20 protein-coding genes are annotated in these 19,708 nt (G+C 41.3%); 14 read left to right on the top strand and 6 right to left on the bottom strand.

What is annotated here, in order from left to right:
• Both FRX45_RS07080 and rpoN read right to left on the bottom strand, forming a co-directional pair.
• Nucleotides 1-660: a hypothetical protein gene (locus FRX45_RS07080; protein WP_152267709.1), complete on the bottom strand. Its 660-nt coding sequence runs from the start codon at nt 658-660 to the stop codon at nt 1-3.
• On the bottom strand, nt 657-2,075 hold the full coding sequence (rpoN, locus tag FRX45_RS07075) for an RNA polymerase factor sigma-54 (protein WP_394350022.1): 1,419 nt from the start codon (nt 2,073-2,075) through the stop codon (nt 657-659). The genes FRX45_RS07080 and rpoN overlap by 4 nt, the downstream gene beginning before the upstream one ends.
• Nucleotides 2,076-2,616: 541 nt before the next feature.
• Between rpoN and FRX45_RS07070 the strand changes: the two genes are divergently transcribed.
• The 4 genes from FRX45_RS07070 to FRX45_RS07060 all read left to right on the top strand — a co-directional run bounded on the left by FRX45_RS07070 (nt 2,617) and on the right by FRX45_RS07060 (nt 5,641).
• Complete coding sequence (locus FRX45_RS07070) at nt 2,617-3,390, top strand: response regulator (protein ID WP_152267707.1); 774 nt, start codon at nt 2,617-2,619, stop codon at nt 3,388-3,390.
• 124 nt (nt 3,391-3,514) lie between these two features.
• Nucleotides 3,515-4,351 carry a hypothetical protein gene (locus tag FRX45_RS07065; protein ID WP_152267706.1) on the top strand — a complete coding sequence of 279 codons (837 nt, stop codon included), beginning with the start codon at nt 3,515-3,517 and terminating at the stop codon, nt 4,349-4,351.
• A 312-nt stretch (nt 4,352-4,663) separates the two neighbouring features.
• Complete coding sequence (locus FRX45_RS23220; protein WP_193311614.1) at nt 4,664-4,816, top strand: hypothetical protein; 153 nt, start codon at nt 4,664-4,666, stop codon at nt 4,814-4,816.
• Between the two features lie 129 nt (nt 4,817-4,945).
• Nucleotides 4,946-5,641, top strand: coding sequence for a hypothetical protein (locus tag FRX45_RS07060; protein ID WP_152267705.1), 696 nt, complete (start codon nt 4,946-4,948; stop codon nt 5,639-5,641).
• 259 nt (nt 5,642-5,900) lie between these two features.
• Here the strand turns inward: FRX45_RS07060 and FRX45_RS07055 are convergent, their stop codons facing one another.
• On the bottom strand, nt 5,901-6,797 hold the full coding sequence (locus tag FRX45_RS07055) for an aldo/keto reductase (RefSeq protein ID WP_152267704.1): 897 nt from the start codon (nt 6,795-6,797) through the stop codon (nt 5,901-5,903).
• A gap of 89 nt (nt 6,798-6,886) precedes the next feature.
• Here FRX45_RS07055 and FRX45_RS07050 point away from each other — a divergent pair, with 89 nt between their 5' ends.
• From FRX45_RS07050 to FRX45_RS07040, 3 genes are all read left to right on the top strand, one after another.
• Nucleotides 6,887-8,194, top strand: a complete 1,308-nt coding sequence (locus FRX45_RS07050; RefSeq protein ID WP_226805055.1) for a UDP-N-acetylmuramoyl-tripeptide--D-alanyl-D-alanine ligase — start codon at nt 6,887-6,889, stop codon at nt 8,192-8,194.
• 76 nt (nt 8,195-8,270) lie between these two features.
• Entirely contained in the window at nt 8,271-8,738 is a 468-nt protein-coding gene (locus FRX45_RS07045) for a DUF983 domain-containing protein (RefSeq protein ID WP_152267703.1), read from the top strand.
• A gap of 218 nt (nt 8,739-8,956) precedes the next feature.
• Nucleotides 8,957-10,270, top strand: coding sequence for a gluconate:H+ symporter (locus tag FRX45_RS07040; protein ID WP_152267702.1), 1,314 nt, complete (start codon nt 8,957-8,959; stop codon nt 10,268-10,270).
• Between the two features lie 95 nt (nt 10,271-10,365).
• On the opposite strand, the gene FRX45_RS07035 is transcribed toward FRX45_RS07040, so the two are convergent.
• On the bottom strand, nt 10,366-11,139 hold the full coding sequence (locus tag FRX45_RS07035; RefSeq protein WP_152267701.1) for an enoyl-CoA hydratase/isomerase family protein: 774 nt from the start codon (nt 11,137-11,139) through the stop codon (nt 10,366-10,368).
• An 89-nt stretch (nt 11,140-11,228) separates the two neighbouring features.
• On the opposite strand from FRX45_RS07035, the gene FRX45_RS07030 reads away from it, so the two are divergent.
• Nucleotides 11,229-11,687 carry a hypothetical protein gene (locus tag FRX45_RS07030; protein ID WP_152267700.1) on the top strand — a complete coding sequence of 153 codons (459 nt, stop codon included), beginning with the start codon at nt 11,229-11,231 and terminating at the stop codon, nt 11,685-11,687.
• A 147-nt stretch (nt 11,688-11,834) separates the two neighbouring features.
• Here the strand turns inward: FRX45_RS07030 and FRX45_RS07025 are convergent, their stop codons facing one another.
• A complete protein-coding gene (locus FRX45_RS07025; protein WP_152267699.1) occupies nt 11,835-12,416 on the bottom strand; it encodes an adenylate kinase in 582 nt (193 codons plus the stop codon).
• A gap of 279 nt (nt 12,417-12,695) precedes the next feature.
• On the opposite strand from FRX45_RS07025, the gene FRX45_RS07020 reads away from it, so the two are divergent.
• The 3 genes from FRX45_RS07020 (at nt 12,696) to FRX45_RS07010 (ending at nt 15,951) form a co-directional block, all read left to right on the top strand.
• Nucleotides 12,696-14,006 (top strand): pyridoxal phosphate-dependent aminotransferase, encoded by a 1,311-nt coding sequence (locus tag FRX45_RS07020; protein ID WP_226805053.1) that lies wholly within the window; start codon nt 12,696-12,698, stop codon nt 14,004-14,006.
• 42 nt (nt 14,007-14,048) lie between these two features.
• Entirely contained in the window at nt 14,049-14,753 is a 705-nt protein-coding gene (locus tag FRX45_RS07015; RefSeq protein ID WP_152267698.1) for a DUF4197 domain-containing protein, read from the top strand.
• Between the two features lie 160 nt (nt 14,754-14,913).
• Nucleotides 14,914-15,951, top strand: a complete 1,038-nt coding sequence (locus FRX45_RS07010) for a 2-oxoacid:ferredoxin oxidoreductase subunit beta (RefSeq protein ID WP_152267697.1) — start codon at nt 14,914-14,916, stop codon at nt 15,949-15,951.
• Between the two features lie 748 nt (nt 15,952-16,699).
• On the opposite strand, the gene FRX45_RS07005 is transcribed toward FRX45_RS07010, so the two are convergent.
• Nucleotides 16,700-17,629, bottom strand: a complete 930-nt coding sequence (locus FRX45_RS07005) for a cupin-like domain-containing protein (RefSeq protein ID WP_226805051.1) — start codon at nt 17,627-17,629, stop codon at nt 16,700-16,702.
• 170 nt (nt 17,630-17,799) lie between these two features.
• On the opposite strand from FRX45_RS07005, the gene FRX45_RS07000 reads away from it, so the two are divergent.
• The 3 genes from FRX45_RS07000 to FRX45_RS06990 all read left to right on the top strand — a co-directional run bounded on the left by FRX45_RS07000 (nt 17,800) and on the right by FRX45_RS06990 (nt 19,686).
• Nucleotides 17,800-18,393, top strand: coding sequence for an acyl carrier protein phosphodiesterase (locus FRX45_RS07000; RefSeq protein WP_152267696.1), 594 nt, complete (start codon nt 17,800-17,802; stop codon nt 18,391-18,393).
• A 67-nt stretch (nt 18,394-18,460) separates the two neighbouring features.
• Nucleotides 18,461-19,021, top strand: coding sequence for a DUF2911 domain-containing protein (locus FRX45_RS06995; protein WP_152267695.1), 561 nt, complete (start codon nt 18,461-18,463; stop codon nt 19,019-19,021).
• A 17-nt stretch (nt 19,022-19,038) separates the two neighbouring features.
• Nucleotides 19,039-19,686, top strand: coding sequence for a DUF2911 domain-containing protein (locus FRX45_RS06990; RefSeq protein ID WP_152267694.1), 648 nt, complete (start codon nt 19,039-19,041; stop codon nt 19,684-19,686).
• Nucleotides 19,687-19,708: the final 22 nt, after the last annotated feature.

Genomic DNA, 19,708 nt, shown 5'->3' with positions numbered 1-19,708 from the left:
TTACCCCAGAAATCCCGATGCCATCCATTGGCTTAGAAAACCTGCAATCAATCCAAACACAATATCTCCCATCCGGTGATCGGAAACCAGAAGGCGTGAGGTGCAGATTAATCCTGCAATAAAAATGGCAATTGCCAGGGGAATATTTACAAATCCCGAAGAAGTATATAACAGTACAGTAAATAAACCCATTAAACCGCCGGCTCCTGTTGCATGCATGCTTATTTTAAAAAAGATATTTGCAACAAAATCAATAATCACTGCAAGAAAAATACCGAGGCTCATTTGAGCCATAATTACAGGTATGCCCGGTTTGTTCTTAAATACATAAAAAGTCCAGAAAAAAAATATCATACTTATGGCATAGAGTATAATCCTTTCTTTTTGTGTTTTGAGATAAACAGACTGAACGAAACCCAATGCTTTACATAAAAGCACAGATAACAGAGGGAAAAAAATGCTATTGATAATGTAAATAAAAAGCACCTGTGTTTTTCCTAATACGTTGATTCCAATAAAATATTCGGGATCAATGTAAATAAGGTAAAGGGCCATATATAATCCAACCAGCAAAGGATGAAAAAGCCAGGAAAAAAAATGGGCGCCTGTTCTTACCGCCGGTAATACAGCAGCAGTATCAGGAGCAAAGGAACTATTCATAATTGTTTTCTTAAGCGTGCTACCGGAATATTCATTTGTTCCCGGTATTTTGCTACTGTTCGCCGGGCGATATTATATCCTTTTTGTTGCAGCAATTCTGTAAGCCGTTCATCACTCAGCGGTTTTTTCTTGCTTTCTCCTTCTACCATATCACTCAGTATTTTCTTTACCTCACGTGTAGAAACTTCTTCACCGCTGTCTGTACTTAAAGATTCACTGAAAAAGAATTTAAGCCGGTAGGTACCAAATTCTGTTTGCACGAATTTGCTGTTGGCCACCCGGCTTACCGTGGAAATATCCAATCCAGTACGTTCAGCAATATCTTTTAAAATCATGGGCTTTAATGTGGTTTCATCACCTGTAAGAAAAAACTCATACTGGTAATCCATTATAGCATGCATGGTAGTAAACAAGGTGTTTTGCCTTTGCTTAATAGCATCAATAAACCACTTGGCCGCATCAATTTTCTGTTTAATAAAAATGACTGCTTCTTTCTGACGCTTATCCTTTTTACTTCCCCGGTCATATTCTTTAAGCATATCCCTGTATCCCTCACTGATACGCAGGTCTGGCGCATTCTTCGAATTAAGTGTGAGCTCCAGCTTATTGGTGTTATTATGAATAAAGAAGTCGGGAATAATATAGCTTTCCCCTTTATTGGTATCGCCCACATTTCCCCCGGGCTTTGGGTTAAGCCGGATGATCTGGTTAATAGCAAGCTTCAGATCTTCGTCTGTAAGGTTTAAGCCTCTTTGTATCTTTTCGTAATGCTTTTTAGTAAACTCATCAAAATAATCCGAAAGTATATTGATCGTAATATCCACTTCCCGGCCTTCTTCTCTTTTCCGTTCCAATTGCAACAGCAGGCATTCTCTTAAATCCCGCGCACATATTCCGGGCGGATCAAACCGCTGTATCTGTTTTACCAGCAAACCTATTTCCTCTTCAGTAGCTGCAATATTCTGCCGGAAAGCCAGGTCATCTGCAATGGCGCCAAAATCTCTCCTCAAATATCCGTCATCATCTATGCTCCCCACAATATGCTCTGCAACTTTTCTTTGCTTTTCATCCAAATTCAGCATGCTGAGCTGTTCCAGCAAAGACTCGTGAAAAGTACTTTCAATTTTAAAGGGCAGTGTTTGCTTTTCGTCAATTTCCGGGTAGTTCTCGTCTTTCAGCCTGTAGTCAGCTACATCATCATCTTCGCCCACATATTCGCTTATATCAATATTATCATATTCATCCTCACTGCCTTCTGCTTCAAAATCTTCCTCTTTATCACTTTCAAATTCATCAACCAGTTCTCCCTCTCCTGCATCATGGTCTTCCTCGGTTGCTTCAAGCGCAGGATTTTCTTCCATCTCCTCTTTAATCCTTTCTTCCAGGTTGGCCGTAGGAACCTGCAGCAATTTCATGAGTTGAATTTGCTGGGGTGATAGCTTTTGTAACAGCTTTTGTTGTAAACTCTGACTCAGGGCCATAGTTGAATATATAATTATTGGAACCTGGTAAATAAAGTGAAAAAAGGACGCGCCTCCACAAAAATCAGGCCGTAAATTTAAGTACAAAACTTATTAACATCACGTATATGACAATGTTTTATTGGGATGTTAACAATTCTTTCTTATTTGAATGGGACATTTCATCTCTTTATCAGACCTGGCATCACTTTGCAAAACCCGATTGTTGGGAACAAGCAAATCAGGTTTGAAGCAATATGCGATAATATGCGTTCCCCATCCGACATTTTACAGGTTCATGATCCCGCGGCTAACACTAAATTTCTTCTTCTGCCGTTTATCTAAAACAGGAATTTTGTAATTGATCCGCATTTCCAGGAAGACTTACAACAGGTTCCTTTAGTTTTGAACAAAACAGTACATTAGCGTAGAAATTATTATAGTTCAGCCTGGCATTATTTCTAATGCGTAAACCCGATGCTGTAAATAACAGATTATGAACCCGAGGCCACTTACAAACATATCTATACTGCTGGTAGAAGACAACGAGATGAACACACTTTTAGCTTCAGCTATAATACAGGGAACCGGGGCAAAAGTTACAGAAGCCGATAATGGCATGGATGCTGTTCAACTTTTACGAAACCGTCCTTTTGACCTTGTATTAATGGATTTGCACCTGCCTGTTATGGATGGATTTGAAACAACGAAGTACATCAGAAAAAATCTTTCCCAAACCATTCCTATAATTGCTATAACCGCCAATGTAGTTAATGGAGAAGAAGAAAGGTGTATAGAAGCCGGGATGAACGGATTTATTTCAAAGCCCTATACCGAAAAAGATCTGCTTGATAAAATTGCTACCTGTATTCCTTTTAAAAATGGTATAGCCGAAAAGATTACATCAACAGCAACTACTGCCCCGGCATCCGCTCTTTACAGCCTGTCTTTCCTTGAAGATGTAAGTAAAGGAAACCGCAACATATTACAACAAATGGTTCTTGTGTTTACTGAACAGGTACCTTTGGCAGTAACCCAGCTTAAAATTGCGTATAACAACCACAGCTTTGGTGAAATGTATGCCATTGCTCATCGTATAAAACCCGATATTGATAACCTGAATATAACTTCGCTGAAAGACAATATCAGGGAAATTGAGGTATTTGCAGAACAAAAGAAGAATGGGCCCGTGCTTAAAAATCTTATTGTTGACCTGGATATTACAATCCAGCAAGTAGTCAGGGAATTGAAAGTAAACATACTGCCATAACAATTCGCTCCCCAAAATGCCCCCGTTAAATAACTTCCTTAAATCAAAGCTTAAATTTAATTAAGCAATAATTCCATTATTGTATTATTTATATTTTATTTATTTTTATTGAATATTCATTTTTATGAATGAGTTTGATAACCTCAATGATGAAGAACGCCTGAAAGCAGAGAACGAATTTCTGAAAATGAAGCTTATGCTGGAAAACGGCGCCGAATTTGAGAAAACAGAAGATGGCGCCCACCTGTCCCCGCAGGTAGAAAACGAATTCCTTAATTATATCCATGCATTTGAGAAGCAATCCCAAAATCCCAAGTATATCAAAGTTTTTGATAAGATAGAGCGGCCGGTACATTTTAAGCCTGTAGCTGAAATACGCGATGATGAAATAGAAGCGGCCTGGGAAACGCTTCAGGAATATTTGCACCAGTACCATATCAGCTTAAACGCATGCAGTCCCAATATTTCTGTTCGTGAATTATACCGCTTTACTACCGAGGAATTATTTGAACATGAAATGAGCGATATGAATATACCCGGTATGGCACACGGATTTATTTATGATGAGTTTTACCCCGATCACCTGTACGACAATACAAGATATGCTGTTGATGACTGCGTAGCATACATACTTAAAAAAACACCTTTTGAATATATGCCCTGCTTCAGGAGTAAGAACCTCCGGTTAAATGATCATTATCCACTTTCGGAAGATGCTTTTAAATTACTGGTGAACCGGTTTAAAGAAGCGTACGATACAATGGAAGATATTGAAATCAGCGATGGACTGTGTACCATTAACGACAAAACCTGCGTTGTAAAAGGCAACTATACACTAACCGGATCAATACAAAATGATGCAATAAATTTAAAAGGGAACTGGGAAGTATATTTTGAGCTGAATGAAGAACTTGGCTATTGGTACATTTGGAATGTACAAATAGGTGGCATTCATTTTTGACGGATACCGCCAATAACAACCTACAGTCTCACTAATCTCTCCGGGTTACCTTTCGATATAATTATAAAATTAACGCTTCAGTCCTCTCAAAAACCCACTGATCAGTTGTAATGCGCTTTCTATTATCTGCTCACTGCCTACAGGTATTTTTAAATAGGTTTGACCTGAAACCTTATCCTTCTCCGTTAGCCTGCTAACCAGTTGCTTTGTACTTTCGGGGTTACTGAGCGATTTTGCCAGTTGTTCAAAAAATGAATGCAGAGATTTGAGACACCTCTATATTGTATATCCGTGGTCCAAAACAAAAAAACAATGAACAAGTTAAAAACAACAGGAAAAGCATTGCGTGCCATCGGTTACCCCGAAGGTCCGGTGACAAGCGCGGCAATGAATGTGATGCAAAAAAACTGGCGTGCCTTACACCTGCCCGACCAGACGTCCGCCCGGATCGGTACGCCCGCCTGAACTGCCGAACAACAGCCATGGACAGGCAATCAAAATTGGACTATCGGCTGTATCATTGGCATTATACCAGAAATCTCCGGACTAATTTATAATTCTATTTGGTATACCTTGCAGGTATAAAAAAGTATTATGCGAATACTTTTAATTTTTGTGTTGTGTATATGGTATGCTAATGATAGCACAGCACAGGCAAACAAAACCCACCTGGTAAAAGCCGGCGAAGCGCCGGATGAAGTAATACCGGATGAAGCAAAATACATATTGCCTGCATTTACCGGAGGAACAGCTTTTTTAAGATCAGGTGCATCCGTAAAACAGCGCTTCAATTATAATTACCTGCTTGATGAAATGCAGTTTTTAAATACGAATGGAGATACGCTTGCCATTGCAGATCCCGCACTGATTAAATACATCAGCATTGATACCCTCGTATATTACTATGATAAGGGATACCTTCAGCAAACCTCACATTCCGGCTCTTATAAGCTTGCAGTAAAACAACAAATGATTCAAATTCCCGACAAAGTGGGCACTGCCTATGGCGGCTCTTCGGGCTCTTCGGCCGTAACCACTTATTCAAGCATATACTCCAGCGATAAAGTACATCGTCTTAAAGTTGACAGGGATGTACGCTTTGAAAAAGTAATGAGCTGGTATATTGGGAACCCTTATAATCGTTTTGAAAAAGCAGACAGAAAAGGATTTTATAATACTTTCCCTTCCAAAAGAGACGCCATAAAAAAATACATTGCAAAAAACAATATAGATTTCAATAAAGAAGCAGATCTGGAACAACTGCTGCTATTTTGCACTGAACAGCAATAAACCTATAGCTCTCTTTCCCATTATTTCATGCATCGTACAAATGATGGTACTGATCGTTCTGCTTGAACATTTTATTGTTGCCAGCCACCATCGCACGCTTCGCCGTTCCTTGTGTCACGCTCTTGTGCAACCGGTATGCTATGCGGCCGGTCATTAAAGAAATAAAATTCGTGTAAACCCCACCGAATGTATGGTAACAGTATACCCTATTAGCAGCCGCCTGTGCAAATGGCTTTATTTTTATTCAGGCGGCACCCTGTTACCTATGCTGTTCATAATAATTTACAGGAATGGATGCACGCAAATAAATCATTTCGTTATCTGTAAGTAAGGGTGTATGCGTAGCAGCAATAATATCGTCCAATTGTTCCATCGTTCTAACACCAACAATGGCAGCGGTAACAGGCTGTTGCTGCAAAGCAAAACGGATAGCGGTTTGGGAAGGGTTACGGTTCATGCCGGAAATAGCGTGAACGGCAGACTGTGCTTTGTACACTTCATCTTCTGTGTAATTTAAGTATGTTTTTGCGGGTTTATTTACCAATAGCCCACCTGCCAGGCATCCCCTTGCGAGTACAGCTATATCATTCGACTGCAACAGGGCAAAACAGGTTTCTTCGGCACGCCGGTCCAATACACTGTATTGCATCATTACACTTGCTATATGAGATCGCTGTACATATTCCCGGATTACATTAGGGCGTATAGACGAAATACCATAATACCGAATTTTACCTGCTGCCTGTAAGGTTTCGAACGCTTGAATGGTTTCATCTATAGGGTCGCCAATAGTACCTCCGTGCAACTGGTAAAGATCAATATAGTCCGTGTTTAATCTTTTTAAACTTTGTTCTACGGCCGAAATAATATAGTGCCTATAAGGATTCCACTCCCACCCGCTGCCATCTGGCCGCCACTGGTTGCCTACCTTGGTTGCCAGAATAACTTTGTCCCTTTTTCCCTGCAGGGCTTTCCCAACAGTAGTTTCGTTCAGTCCTTTCTGATACATATCGGCCGTATCAAAATAATTTAATCCACCCTCAATTGCACTATGTATGAGCCGGGCATTGTCTGTATCGTTATCGCCCAAAGACATGCACCCAAAGCCAACCTCGCTGATGGTTAATGATGATTTTCCTAAAAGATGATAATTCATATCCGTTCTTTTATTTATACAAAGTTCAGATTCCTGGCCGGAAGGCCAAACAGAATTCTGCAAGGTGCACGGGCTGTTATTATTTTGTAATGATTGTAATTACCTTTGCCGGTATGCAAATTGACAAACTCTATCAATTGTTTCTTCAATATCCTTCGGTTCAGACAGATACCAGGAAGCTAAAAAAAGATGATATTTTTTTTGCATTGAAAGGCCCGAATTTTAATGGCAATCTTTTTGCAAAACAGGCACTGGAAGCAGGCGCCGCTTATGTAATAGCAGACGAACCGCCCGGTTTTGAAGATAAAAGGATCATACTTACGGATGATGTGTTAACTACGCTGCAGCAGTTGGCGGGCTATCACCGCAGCCGGTTTACCATACCTTTTGTGGCTATTACGGGAAGCAATGGCAAAACCACTACTAAAGAACTGGTTCATGCAGTGCTTTCATCCACCTATAAAACATATACAACCCGGGGAAACCTGAACAACCATATAGGAATACCGCTTACTATCCTGAATATTAAACCTGATGCGGAAATAGGGATCATTGAAATGGGCGCTAACCATCTTAAAGAAATTGAAGGTTACTGCAAATACACCGAACCCACACATGGCATTATTACCAATTGCGGAAAGGCGCATCTCGAAGGTTTTGGAAGCGTAGAAGGGGTTAGAAAAGCCAAAGGTGAATTGTATGATTACCTGAAACTCCACGATGGCACAGCCTTTGTAATGTGGGATTATGATTACCTGAGAGAAATGAGTAAAGGCATACCCCACATTTTTACCTACGGAACCTCAGGAACTGAAGTAGTGGGCGATATATATAAAACAGATCCTTTTTTAGAAGTGGCTTTAATGAAAAAGAAAGAAAAGGTTATCATCCGCTCCGCGCTGGTTGGAAGTTATAACCTTCCAAATCTGCTTGCGGCTATAGCCACAGGCAGGTATTTTAACGTTACGGACGATAAGATAAAGGCGGCCATTGAAGCATATAATCCATCCAACAGCAGGTCGCAATTAATAGATAAAGGAAATAATAAAATTATTTTAGACGCTTATAATGCTAACCCCAGCAGTATGAAAGCAGCTATAGAAAACTTTGCAGGAACAACAGGCAGCAATAAGATCCTTGTACTGGGTGCTATGATGGAATTGGGAAAAGAAAGCGCAAAAGAGCATGAAGATCTTATTGAGCTGCTAAAGCATTATTTATGGAAAGAAGTAATACTGGTTGGTGGCGATTTTGCCCGCATCATACATCCTTTCAGGTTTTTTAATACCGCACAGGAAGCAAGGGAATGGCTGCTGCAACACCCCGCAGAAAATAGTGTATATCTTGTAAAAGGGTCACGCAGCATGCAGATGGAAACCATTGCAGATGTATTATGAATTTTATTATAGCATTTCGGGAGATTTTAATCCCTGATATCTGGTGGAGAATTAAGACCTTTGCAAAAATTCCCGAATGAGCATAGAAGAAAGGAAACCCGGTTATTTTTTATCAGTACTGGATAATCGTTGCCCGCGTTGCCGCAGGGGTGGAATTTTTAAAAACAGCAATCCGTACAAATTAAATACTGCCCTTAAAATGCATTCTGCATGCCCGGTTTGCAGTCAGCCTACCGAAATTGAAGTAGGTTTTTATTACGGCACTGCTTATGTAAGCTACGGGCTTACCGTAAGTTTTAGTGTATTTACTTTTATTATCTGGTGGCTGCTCATTGGCTTTTCAGTTCAGGAGGGCGATTTTCGTTTATTATGGTGGGGCATCACCAATGCCGTTTTATTGATTGTGCTGCAGCCTATATTCATGCGCCTGTCGCGCAGCCTCTGGCTTTCGTGGTTTGTAAAATATGATCCCGACTGGAAAATCAACAGCATTTCAGAAGAAAATATGGAACGCATTGTTCCCGAACAAATGAATAATTGGTAAAGTTTTGGTGAATAATCAGTTGTTGACAGTGAATGGCAAATCCACCTTTTTTATAATGCACATCATATAATCGTATGCGCCTGCCGGCAGTATCATTCCTGTAACCCGGAATATAACAGCCGCATACTTAATTTCCATTTCTTATATTGCAAACTATAACGATTGTGTAGCAGCAGGGTGATGAAGCAAATCAAATTCAACAAATCACTTTAATAAATATGACACTGCTTATTATCGCTGGCTGTATTCTGCTGCTTGTATTATTGATTACCTGGGGTAAAACCAATGCCTTTCTTGCTTTTTTAGTGGTATCCTTACTTGCCGGAGGACTGTTGGGTATTCCGCTAAATAAGCTGGCGGTAGCGGTAGAGAAAGGCATGGGCGATACTTTGGGTGCACTGGCCGGAGTAATTATGATGGGCGCTATGCTTGGAAAATTGGTTGCCGAAAGCGGCGCGGCCCAGCAAATCGCTTCTTCCCTGATGAAAGTTTTTGGTGTAAAATATATTCAGTGGGCTTTAATGATTACCGGTTTTATAATAGGTATTCCCTTATTTTATAATGTAGGGTTTGTATTAATGGTTCCGCTTATTTTTTCTGTTGCCTACCAGTTCAAGCTGCCTGCTGTATATATCGGTTTACCCATGTTGGCTTCCTTATCGGTTACCCACGGATACCTGCCACCGCACCCGGCGCCCGCGGCCCTGGTAAAACAATTTAATGCGAATATGGGATTGACGCTTTTGTATGGTTTGGCAGTTGCTATCCCTGCGATCATTATTGCCGGACCATTTTATGCCAAAACACTAAAAAAGATCGTTTCGGTTCCTTTGCAAACTTTTAAACCTGTTGTACTTCCGGAAGAAAATTTACCGGGGCTTGCCAATAGCCTTTTATCTTCCTTATTACCTGTTGTATTGCTCATTGTTACAACGGTTATACCTTTCCTTTTCCCTTCATCTGAATTGCTGGGCAATGTCTCTTCTTTTTTTGGCAATGCTATGATCGTTATGCTTATAGCCCTTATCGTTGCTACTTTTTCCCTGGGGGTATCAACAGGTATGCCAATGAAAAAAATAATGAGTGTATATGAAAGTGCGGTAAAAGATGTTGCCATGATATTGCTGATCATTGCAGGAGCCGGGGCCTTTAAGGAAGTACTTACGGTAAGTGGTGTAAGTAACGATATAGCACAGGCCTTGCATCATTGGCCCTTACATCCTTTATTGCTAGCCTGGATTATTGCGGCCATCATACGCATCTGCATTGGCTCCGCTACTGTAGCCGGACTCACCACTGCGGGCATTGTTGCGCCAATTGTTATGCAGGGTGGTGTAAATCCCAACCTGATGGTTTTATCTATCGGCGCGGGCAGCCTGATGTTTTCGCATGTAAACGATGGTGGTTTCTGGTTGTTTAAAGAATACTTTAACCTGAGTGTAAAAGATACCATCCGCTCATGGTCGCTGATGGAAACGATTGTTGCTATAGTAGGACTTGGCGGAGTAATGTTGTTAAGTATGTTTGTGTAGGGGAGCCGTCAGGTATGAGGTATCAGCAGTCGGTTATCAGCTTTCAGTGATATGTAACAGTAGGATGAATACTTGAATGGTGAGGATATACAACCCTATCCTTTTTTCTTTAATTTTTCGAGCGCTGCTTTTGTAAAGGGATTGATTACCAGTTTGCCGCTGATAGCAGCCCGTTGATGTAATACCGTATCCCAATTCTCAGTTCCCTCCCATAATATCTTCTTCAATTCAGCTATGGCTTCAGGATTAGCATGGGCCAGTTCATTGGCCAGGCGCTGTATGGACTCATTCATATCTTCCGCAGTGGGATGCAGTTCAGCATATAAACCATGCCTTCTCGCCCAATCTGCGGGACGCCAAATGCCAGCATCAATAGCCAAATGGCTGAAAGCGCTCAACCCTATTTTCCTTTCTATTGCCGGACCTACCACAAAAGGACCGAGTCCTATTGACAATTCACTCAGTTTCACATCGGCGCCTTCCAAAGCAATAGCATAATCAGCCGCTGCCGCAAGTCCCACTCCGCCACCAACACATTTACCCTGTATACGTGCTATAATTAATTTAGGGCAGCGGCGCATGGCATTAATTACATTTGCAAACCCACTGAAAAATTTTTTGCCTTCTTCAGCAGTAGCAATAGCCAGTAATTCTTTAAACGAAGCTCCGGCGCAAAATGCAACAGTGCCTCCCGATCGCAAAATAATGACTTTCGTTTCTTTTTGTAACCCCGCGCTATGTATTTCCTGGCTAAGATCATTTAATATAGCTGCAGGTAAGGAATTACCCTGCGGATGAAAAAATTCAATAACAGTTACTTCTTTCTGATGCTCAACCTTTACATATCCTTCCTGTATTTCATGTATCATATAGCTATTGATTTGTAACACAAATTACTAAAATTAAAGAAGTGTAGCATCTTCCGCTTTACCTTTGCGGTAATCTTATACACTGGCGTATGATAAAAATATTTATTCCGGTTATTGTGGTGATAATGGCCATGGCCTGTAACAGCAATAGGAGCACTTCCGGCAGTGAAGAACAGCAGAATAACTCATCCATCCCCAAAACGCTTTCCGACAGTTTATACAAAGCGGCAATGGAAGGGCATGATGCCGGAATGGCAAAAATGGGTGAAATTGCCCGTTATCAGGGATTGGTAAAACAGAAAATAGATTCGGTTGCGGATTTAAAAAACAAAGCGAAACTTCAACCGCCATTGGATTCTGCATTGCAGGGACTTCAATATGCCGAAGAACTGATGAACCAGTGGATGCAGGACTTTAATCCTGATAAAGCAGGCAGTACCGAAGCTGAGAAGGTTAGTTTTTACAGGAGTGAAAAAGAAAAGATTGATACGGTTAATGCACGAATCTCTAAAAGTATTGAAATAGCAAAGCAACTGATGAATGAATAGCCGACTGGTTGATTTGTTTCCCCGGTTGCTTGTAGCTTTACCGCTCATAGCTGAAAACTGACCAACAGCCCTTCCCCCTTCAGATTTACACCTTCAGGATGCTAGGATTGTCTTTTGGTCCCTGCTTCCCTGTAACCTGCAACTAACTCACTTACCACTCTTCCTGTCCACTTCTTTGCAGAGCGCGGCAAAAATTTCATCAATGCTGCCCTCTCCTTTTACCTGTTTTACTTTATCAAACTTTTTGTAATAGTCTGCAACAGCCGATGTTTTTTTATGATATTCTGCGATCCGGGCACGAATAACCGTTTCATTGTTATCATCGCTGCGACCGGAAGTTTTTCCCCTGTTAAGTAAGCGTGATACCAGCTCTTCCTCGCTAACATCCAGCGCCAGCATGAGATGTATGCCTGTTTTTTTGAGCTTAAGCAGCTTATCTAAGGCTTCGGCCTGCGCCTCTGTACGCGGGAAACCATCAAACAAAAAGCCTGCAGCTTCCGGATTGGCATCTAATGCTGAACTGATCATACCAATTACCACTTCATCAGGAACGAGTTGACCCTTGTCCATAAAGTTCCTGGCTTCCAGCCCGAGGGGTGTTTGACCGGCAATTTCACTGCGCAGCAAATCCCCGGTAGAAAGGTGTTTTAACCCATATTTTGAGATCAGTTTTTCCGATTGCGTACCCTTACCACTTCCCGGGGGACCGAATAAAATCAAATTAAACATGTACTTATTAGCCTTGGGTGAGGGGCAAATATAATGGAACAGCTTTAAAATTCTCTTAACAATTGCAGGAAATCATATATAAACGGATCACATTTCTAATCGGCCGGCATTATAGGGAAGCCTTGAAACCGGGTGTTGAGTGCGGGGCGCAAGTTGCAGTTACAATTGCAAAACTCTCACTACTGACTATTCACCATTGACTACTGACTACCCCCCACTATTAAACATCCTTCAAAATAATCTTGGCTTCTCCCTTAACAGAGGGTAATTTTGCGCCATATGGAAAACAAATTACAACAGCAGGAATTGATGCCAGAGAATATTATACCCCGGGAGCATTTTTCACAGCTTGCAGAAACCTTAATTGGCTCGGAAATCGTTAAGCTGGGCGGTGAAATACGGGAGAAAATAAAACAGGGAGAAAAAATATACAATTTTACGATTGGCGATTTTGATCCTGAAATTTTTCCTATTCCAAAAGAACTGGAAAATGAAATTATAGACGCTTACCGTAAACATTTTACCAATTACCCGGCGGCAGAAGGCAATTTTGACCTTCGCGAAGCTATAGCGGCCTTCCTGCAGCAGAAAGAAGGATTGGTATACAATACCTCCGAAATATTAGTAGCATCCGGGGGACGGCCGCTGATCTACGCTTTTTTTAGAACGATCGCCGATAAAGACGATAAAATAATTTACGCCGTTCCTTCCTGGAACAACAATCATTATACGCATTTTGTTGAAGGCATTCATTGCGAAGTAGAAGCCAGCGTCGAAAATAATTTCATGCCAACAGCCGAGGATATCACCCCTCATATTAAAGATGCTGTAATATTAGCCCTTTGCTCGCCGCAAAATCCAACGGGCACCACCTTTACCAGGGAGGCGCTGGAAGCTATTTGCGATATGGTGCTGGAAGAAAACAGGCGCCGGGGCCAAGGTGAAAAGAAATTGTATGTTTTATACGACCAGATGTACTGGCAGCTTACTTATGGTGATATCCTGCATTACGACCCGGTATCGCTCCGGCCCCAAATGAAAGCGTATACGGTTTATATAGATGCTATAAGCAAATGCTTTGCCGCCACCGGCGTAAGAGTAGGATGGGCCATGGGTCCCGAAGTGATCATGAACAAAATGAAAGCTATCCTTTCGCACGTGGGCGCCTGGGCGCCTATGGCCGAGCAAAAAGCCGTTGCACGGTTTTTATTGCAGTATGACGCGGCAAATCAGTATCTGCAACAGTTTAAAACCGAAATATCGGTACGGCTTCAAAAAATATACGATGGCTTTATGCGTTTAAAAAAAGAAGGCATGCCGGTAGATGCCATTGCCCCGCAAGCTGCTATTTATCTTACCATCAGGGTAAATGCAAAGGGTATGAAAACCGCTGCAGGACAATTGCTTGAACAGCAAAAAGATGTTACCAGCTACCTGCTCAATGAAGCCGGAATTGCAATAGTCCCTTTCTATGCATTTGGAGCGTCAAAAGATTCCAGTTGGTACAGGCTGAGTGTAGGGGCGTGTAAGAAAGAAGAAATTGATGCTATGATTGAAGCACTGGCCCGGGCATTGCGTAAGTTGAAATAGTTACCAGCAAATCATCCTTTAAAAAAACCAAAAAATAACTTTATGAAAATACTGCTGGCGATTGTCATTTTTGTTTTACTAACCGGCTGTGAAACTGCACAACAGGTATTAAACGGTATGAATACCGGCACGCCTGCATTATCCACGGCAGAAATTGCGTCAGGTTTAAAGGAAGCCCTGCGCATTGGAACTCAAAATGGCACTGGTAAACTTTCGGCTGCGGATGGGTTTTTCAGCAATGCCGCTGTTAAGATACTGATGCCCGAAGAAGCTAAAAAAGTGGAAAGCACTTTAAGAAGCATCGGGTTGGGCAGCCTGGTAGATAAAGCAGTGCTTTCTATGAACAGGGCTGCTGAAGATGCCGCCAAATCTGCCACCCCCATTTTTGTGGATGCTATAAAAAAGATGACAATAACAGATGCGCTTGGCATATTAAAAGGCGGGGATTACGCAGCTACCAATTACTTTAAAGATAAAACCACAGTTTCCTTAACCAACGCCTTTCGTCCTGTAATTGAAAAAGCGTTAACCAAAGTTGATGCCACCAAATACTGGAACGATGTATTTACTGCATACAATAAATTCGCTGCAAAACCTGTGAATACCGATCTTGCCGGTTATGTAACAGAAAGATCTTTAGCAGGTATTTTTTATGAAGTGGGACAGGAAGAACTGAAGATCAGGAAGGATCCTGCGGCAAGAGTAACCGAACTGTTAAAAAAAGTTTTTGGCAGCAACACACCTTAAAAGAGAAGGCTGAAAGGTGAAAGGCATGCCTCAAACCGGCATTCCCCCGGCTCCCCGCAAGGAATACATTTACGATTTTAGGAGAATGTTACCATAGAGGAAGAGGTTTCACGGGGCATTTTGACGCTATAATCTTAATTTTGCTGTTATTTCAATGATCATGAGTACAACAGCAATTCCTCCCCAGCCCACTTTAACCGCTAAAGATTTTGCTACCGACCAGGAAGTAAGGTGGTGCCCGGGTTGCGGGGATTATTCCATATTGGCACAGGTACAAAAAGTGATGCCCGGCATAGGCATTCCTAAAGAAAACATAGTCATTATTTCAGGTATAGGTTGTTCATCGCGCTTTCCCTATTATATGAACACATATGGAATGCATTCCATACATGGAAGAGCGACGGCTATTGCGTCCGGTTTAAAGGCTTCAAGACCTGACCTGAGTGTATGGATTGTTGCGGGTGATGGAGATGCCTTAAGTATTGGTGGTAATCATACGATACATTTACTGCGGCGCAATTTTGACGTAAACATGCTATTGTTCAATAACCAGATATACGGCTTAACCAAAGGACAATATTCACCCACTTCAGAACAACAAAAAATAACCAAGTCTACCCCATTGGGAAGTATAGACCATCCCTTTAATCCACTCGCACTGGCTATGGGGGCTGATGCTACATTTATTGCACGCAGTATGGACCGCGATCCAAAGCATTTGCAGGAAATGCTGGTGCGCAGCCACAGGCATAAAGGCGCTTCCTTCTTAGAAATATACCAGAACTGTAATATTTTCAATGATGGCGCTTTCGAAATGTTTACCGAAAAAAGTTCCAAGCCCGAACAGGCAATTTTTTTAGAGCAGGGAAAACCGCTGGTATTTGGCGCAGCAAAAAACAAAGGCGTAAAATTAGATGGCTTTAAACCCATAGTAGTGGAACTGGGGAATGGCTTAAGTGAAAACGATCTTTGGATACACGATGAAAAAGATTTTTACAAAGCACAGATATTGGTAAGAATGTTTGATGATCCTGCCATAGAGGGTCATTTACCGCGTCCTTTTGGGGTTTTTTATGAAACAACAAGAGCCTGTTATGAAGATGTAATGTCCATGCAGATTGAAGAAACCATAGCAACAAAGGGGCCAGGTGATTTAGATAAATTATTAAGAGGAAGGGAGGTTTGGGAAATAGCATAGGGAATTTGAAATTGTTTCAGGTTACAGGATACAGGGCACGCCCGCTTCAGTGCCGAGGTTATTGTTTATGATCGGCCACAGCAGACAGGTTTGTAGTTTATCGTTAGAATATCCCTTCGGATTTCAGGCAATCAGATTCAGGTGAGTGGCTATATGAATACTTCCGTCTTTTACTTCTTTCTATACGGCTGTATTGTTCACCCTTATTGAATTTCTGAAATGGAAGAACCTATGTCTGGCCCGCCCGGATGAACCCCGCCTGAATGGCTCAGTCGGGCAGGCGTTCGGACGGACATTCCCCCTCCCCCCTCTCTACTGTGTGGAGAGGGGGGAGGGGGAATAAAAATGCCGGCGATAGACATCACCGGCCTGTGCTTACCTCTGAAACCACAAAAAGAAAAAGTTGATATGCGTAACGTATTAATAAAACAAAAACACATTCAATTGTTACCCGCAGCAGCTTTATTCAGAAACTGCAGGTTATAATAAACCTGAATTAGATTGACAACTTGCCTGTAGTAAATATTAGATTTTAAAAAGAGGGAGATTGGACAATAAATTGAGGGAGATTGGATATTAATCAGTGTAATACCTTATGCGAAAGTAAATGATTACATTAATATTTCAAATAAAAAGTGAATATGTTTCCGGGCTTTGCTACTTTTCCCCGTACTGTTTCAATGATGCTTCCGTAAATTCAAAAGATGACTGCTTATTATAAACAAACTCCTGGGATGAGCAGGTTGAGTCAGGCTTCAGTTTCTTCCAGTACCTTTTGAGCAGCGATCATGGTCTTTTCGTTCTTAAGCTGATCCCACCATTTGGGAACGGTCTTTTTCATAAGGGTATCTATATTGCGCATGCCTATTAAATTCCAGGCGCCTTTCACTTTACCCCCTATACCCTGGTGGAGTGCTCTCAGGCTCATGGCAAAGCCACTGTCTATATATTCCATATGATGCCAGTATCCGGCCGGCATATACAGGGTGTCGCCATGCTGTAAAGTTACCTCGTATCCTTTTGCTAACTTTAAAGCCGGAAACCGGTCGTAATCCGGTGTGCCGTTATGCTCATAATAACGGGAAAAGTCGGCCAGGCTCAATACCTCAAAAGGCTTCCTGTATAGTTTATGCTGCTCTTCATAGGGAAAAAGCAATACTCTTTTTCTGCCCACGAATTGTGTATGCAGGATATGCGAAAGATCAATATCAAAATGGAGATGTGTAACAGAAGTCGCTCCGCCTACAAAAAGCATGGGAAACCGTTTAATAAATCCTTTCATAAAATCATCCGGCCATTCAAAATCGTGTGTCAATTGAGGTGCGTGATCAAAAATATTAAACAAAAAAATACGCCAGCCTGCCGGTCCTTTCCTGATCATGTCAATGTATTCGCCAAAACTGGTATACTCATCGGCTTTATTTACCGGTGTAAAAGCGTCACTTTTATTATTATTAAAAATGCCCACCCGCTTATCGCCCACCATTTCTTTAAAATAATCCCATGTCCATTTATGATATGCGGGCCAATCCTTAGACATGCTTTTTATTACTACAGGTTTCCCTGGGTCATAATATTGGTTTTTAAAACCTTCTGGCGTAATGGTGTCCACTGCTTCAACAGGCTGTAACAGCATATAAGCTAATTTAGTACCGGCAAAAATAATTCTTCCATACATACCAGATGTTAAAAGGTTGACAATCTGAAAAATATAAAGATAGATGGCATCTGCCGGTATTATCTTATATTAGAAGACACAAATTTTTAGAATCACACGAGCGGTTTACTATGTACGAAAACAATTACACGGATCCTTATAAATCCCATATATCATTTTCATAAAATTCTATGAATTACCTGGCTCATGCCTTTTTATCTTTCCGGCATCCGCAAATATTAGTGGGCAATATGATCAGTGATTTTGTAAAAGGCAAAAAAAAAGAAGATTATCCTGATCTCATTAAAAAAGGGATCATGCTGCACCGTGCTATTGACAACTTTACAGATTTGCATGAGACTACCACGTTCGCAAAACAATTTTTTAGGCCCCATTACAGGTTGTATTCGGGTGCATTTGTTGATGTTGTGTATGATCACTTTCTGGCAAATGACAGCAACGAATTTAACCATAGCCGGCTAATGGAATTTTCACAACAAACCTATGCAGTGCTTGATCAGTATAATGCTTACCTGCCTGAAGGTTTCAGCAATATGCTACCGTATATGAAAAAGCAAAACTGGTTGTATAACTACCACTACAGGCGGGGCATTCAAAACAGTTTCGGAGGACTGGTGCACCGGGCGACCTACTTAACAGAAAGTAAAAAGGCTTTTGAGGTTTTTGAAAATCACTACAATGAACTGCGTGAATGCTATGATGCTTTTTTCCCAGATGTAAAAAAAATGGCGTGGCAGCATTTTCAATCGGTTCTTACTGCCTGACAAAAAGGAAATCAACCGGTCATTATTATCTTTTTCATAATCATGCAAACCTGTACATTTGTTCCCTATGAAAAAAATACTTGCCTTTACGCTTGGGCTCATGCTTGTAATTTCTGCCGGTGCACAGGAAAATTGGCCCCCTTTAGACAATTCTCCAATGGATATGATCTACCTTCCTGTTGATTATCCTATTCTTAAGATCAGGAAATCTGCTCCGCAAACACCCGTGATGAAAATCATATACAGCCGGCCACAGAAAAAAAGCAGGAAGGTATTTGGTGAACTGGTTGAATATGGGGCGGTGTGGCGGCTCGGGGCAAATGAAGCTACAGAATTAGACCTTTTTAAAGACGTAAAAATCGCCAATACTAAAATCAAAAAAGGAAGATATACGATGTATGCTATCCCTTACAAAGAGAAATGGACAGTGATTATTAATAAAGACAATGATGTGTGGGGATCGTTTGCGTATGATGCAAAAAAAGACATTCTGCGCACAGATATTAAAACAGAAAAAAATGCTGAACCTGTTGAATCTTTTACCATGATGTTTAAAGAAACGGATACAGGCGCCAGCCTTCTGATTACTTGGGAAGACGTAAAAGTATCACTGCCCGTTACATTATAAAAGATCATGTTTCGTATATGACTCATCCGTCCTGCAATTTATACAGTATAGGTAGTGTGTTATTGTGTTTGATGCTTTGCTCCTGCGATGCTCACTCCCCATCTCAAAAAACAGCAGCAGATACCACTATTTTACCCGTTCCCCGGCAGGAAAATGGCAACAGCTTTTACATGCTGGACAAATCACCAATGGATATCATATACTTTCCCCCGGAATATCCCAAGCTGAAGATGATGGGTAAAATAACGACAGCCCCGGCATTAAGAGTAATATACAGCAGGCCACAGAAAAACGGCAGGAAAATTTTCGGAACACTGGTAAAATATGGCGAACACTGGCGCCTGGGAGCGAATGAGGCTACAGAAATAGAATTCTTTGAAGATGTTATCATACAACAAACAAAAATTCCTGAAGGAAGGTATATGCTGTATTGTATACCTCAACCAGCAGAATGGACACTTATTCTGAATAGTGATTTATACAGTTGGGGATTGAGAATAGATGATCAAAAAGATATTTTCAAATTCACTGTACCTGTCTCTCATGTAAGCAGCACCATAGAAGCTTTTACTATGGAAACTGAAAAATCCGGTGAGGGTGCACTGTTGTGGATTGGATGGGACGATACTAAAGTTTCTTTGCCTATACAATTACCGGCGAAATAATACCATATACTTCCCTCATTTC

It is taken from the genome of Agriterribacter humi (assembly GCF_009192765.1).
Lineage (GTDB): Bacteria > Bacteroidota > Bacteroidia > Chitinophagales > Chitinophagaceae > Agriterribacter > Agriterribacter humi.
This window is presented reverse-complemented; position numbering and strand designations above follow the sequence as displayed.

Bases quoted from the DNA above. Each gene is read 5' to 3' on its own strand.
- FRX45_RS07005 (WP_226805051.1), bottom strand. From the start codon at position 17,629: ATGTATGGAAGAATTATTTTTGCCGGTACTAAATTAGCTTATATGCTG.
- FRX45_RS07015 (WP_152267698.1), top strand. From the start codon at position 14,049: ATGAAAATACTGCTGGCGATTGTCATTTTTGTTTTACTAACCGGCTGT.
- FRX45_RS07020 (WP_226805053.1), top strand. From the start codon at position 12,696: ATGGAAAACAAATTACAACAGCAGGAATTGATGCCAGAGAATATTATA.
- FRX45_RS06995 (WP_152267695.1), top strand. From the start codon at position 18,461: ATGAAAAAAATACTTGCCTTTACGCTTGGGCTCATGCTTGTAATTTCT.
- FRX45_RS07045 (WP_152267703.1), top strand. From the start codon at position 8,271: ATGAGCATAGAAGAAAGGAAACCCGGTTATTTTTTATCAGTACTGGAT.
- FRX45_RS07030 (WP_152267700.1), top strand. From the start codon at position 11,229: ATGATAAAAATATTTATTCCGGTTATTGTGGTGATAATGGCCATGGCC.
- FRX45_RS07010 (WP_152267697.1), top strand. From the start codon at position 14,914: ATGAGTACAACAGCAATTCCTCCCCAGCCCACTTTAACCGCTAAAGAT.
- FRX45_RS23220 (WP_193311614.1), top strand. From the start codon at position 4,664: ATGAACAAGTTAAAAACAACAGGAAAAGCATTGCGTGCCATCGGTTAC.
- FRX45_RS07065 (WP_152267706.1), top strand. From the start codon at position 3,515: ATGAATGAGTTTGATAACCTCAATGATGAAGAACGCCTGAAAGCAGAG.
- FRX45_RS07025 (WP_152267699.1), bottom strand. From the start codon at position 12,416: ATGTTTAATTTGATTTTATTCGGTCCCCCGGGAAGTGGTAAGGGTACG.
- rpoN (WP_394350022.1), bottom strand. From the start codon at position 2,075: ATGAAATTGCTGCAGGTTCCTACGGCCAACCTGGAAGAAAGGATTAAA.
- FRX45_RS07055 (WP_152267704.1), bottom strand. From the start codon at position 6,797: ATGAATTATCATCTTTTAGGAAAATCATCATTAACCATCAGCGAGGTT.
- FRX45_RS07035 (WP_152267701.1), bottom strand. From the start codon at position 11,139: ATGATACATGAAATACAGGAAGGATATGTAAAGGTTGAGCATCAGAAA.
- FRX45_RS07060 (WP_152267705.1), top strand. From the start codon at position 4,946: ATGCGAATACTTTTAATTTTTGTGTTGTGTATATGGTATGCTAATGAT.
- FRX45_RS07080 (WP_152267709.1), bottom strand. From the start codon at position 660: ATGAATAGTTCCTTTGCTCCTGATACTGCTGCTGTATTACCGGCGGTA.
- FRX45_RS07070 (WP_152267707.1), top strand. From the start codon at position 2,617: ATGAACCCGAGGCCACTTACAAACATATCTATACTGCTGGTAGAAGAC.
- FRX45_RS07000 (WP_152267696.1), top strand. From the start codon at position 17,800: ATGAATTACCTGGCTCATGCCTTTTTATCTTTCCGGCATCCGCAAATA.
- FRX45_RS06990 (WP_152267694.1), top strand. From the start codon at position 19,039: ATGACTCATCCGTCCTGCAATTTATACAGTATAGGTAGTGTGTTATTG.
- FRX45_RS07040 (WP_152267702.1), top strand. From the start codon at position 8,957: ATGACACTGCTTATTATCGCTGGCTGTATTCTGCTGCTTGTATTATTG.
- FRX45_RS07050 (WP_226805055.1), top strand. From the start codon at position 6,887: ATGATTGTAATTACCTTTGCCGGTATGCAAATTGACAAACTCTATCAA.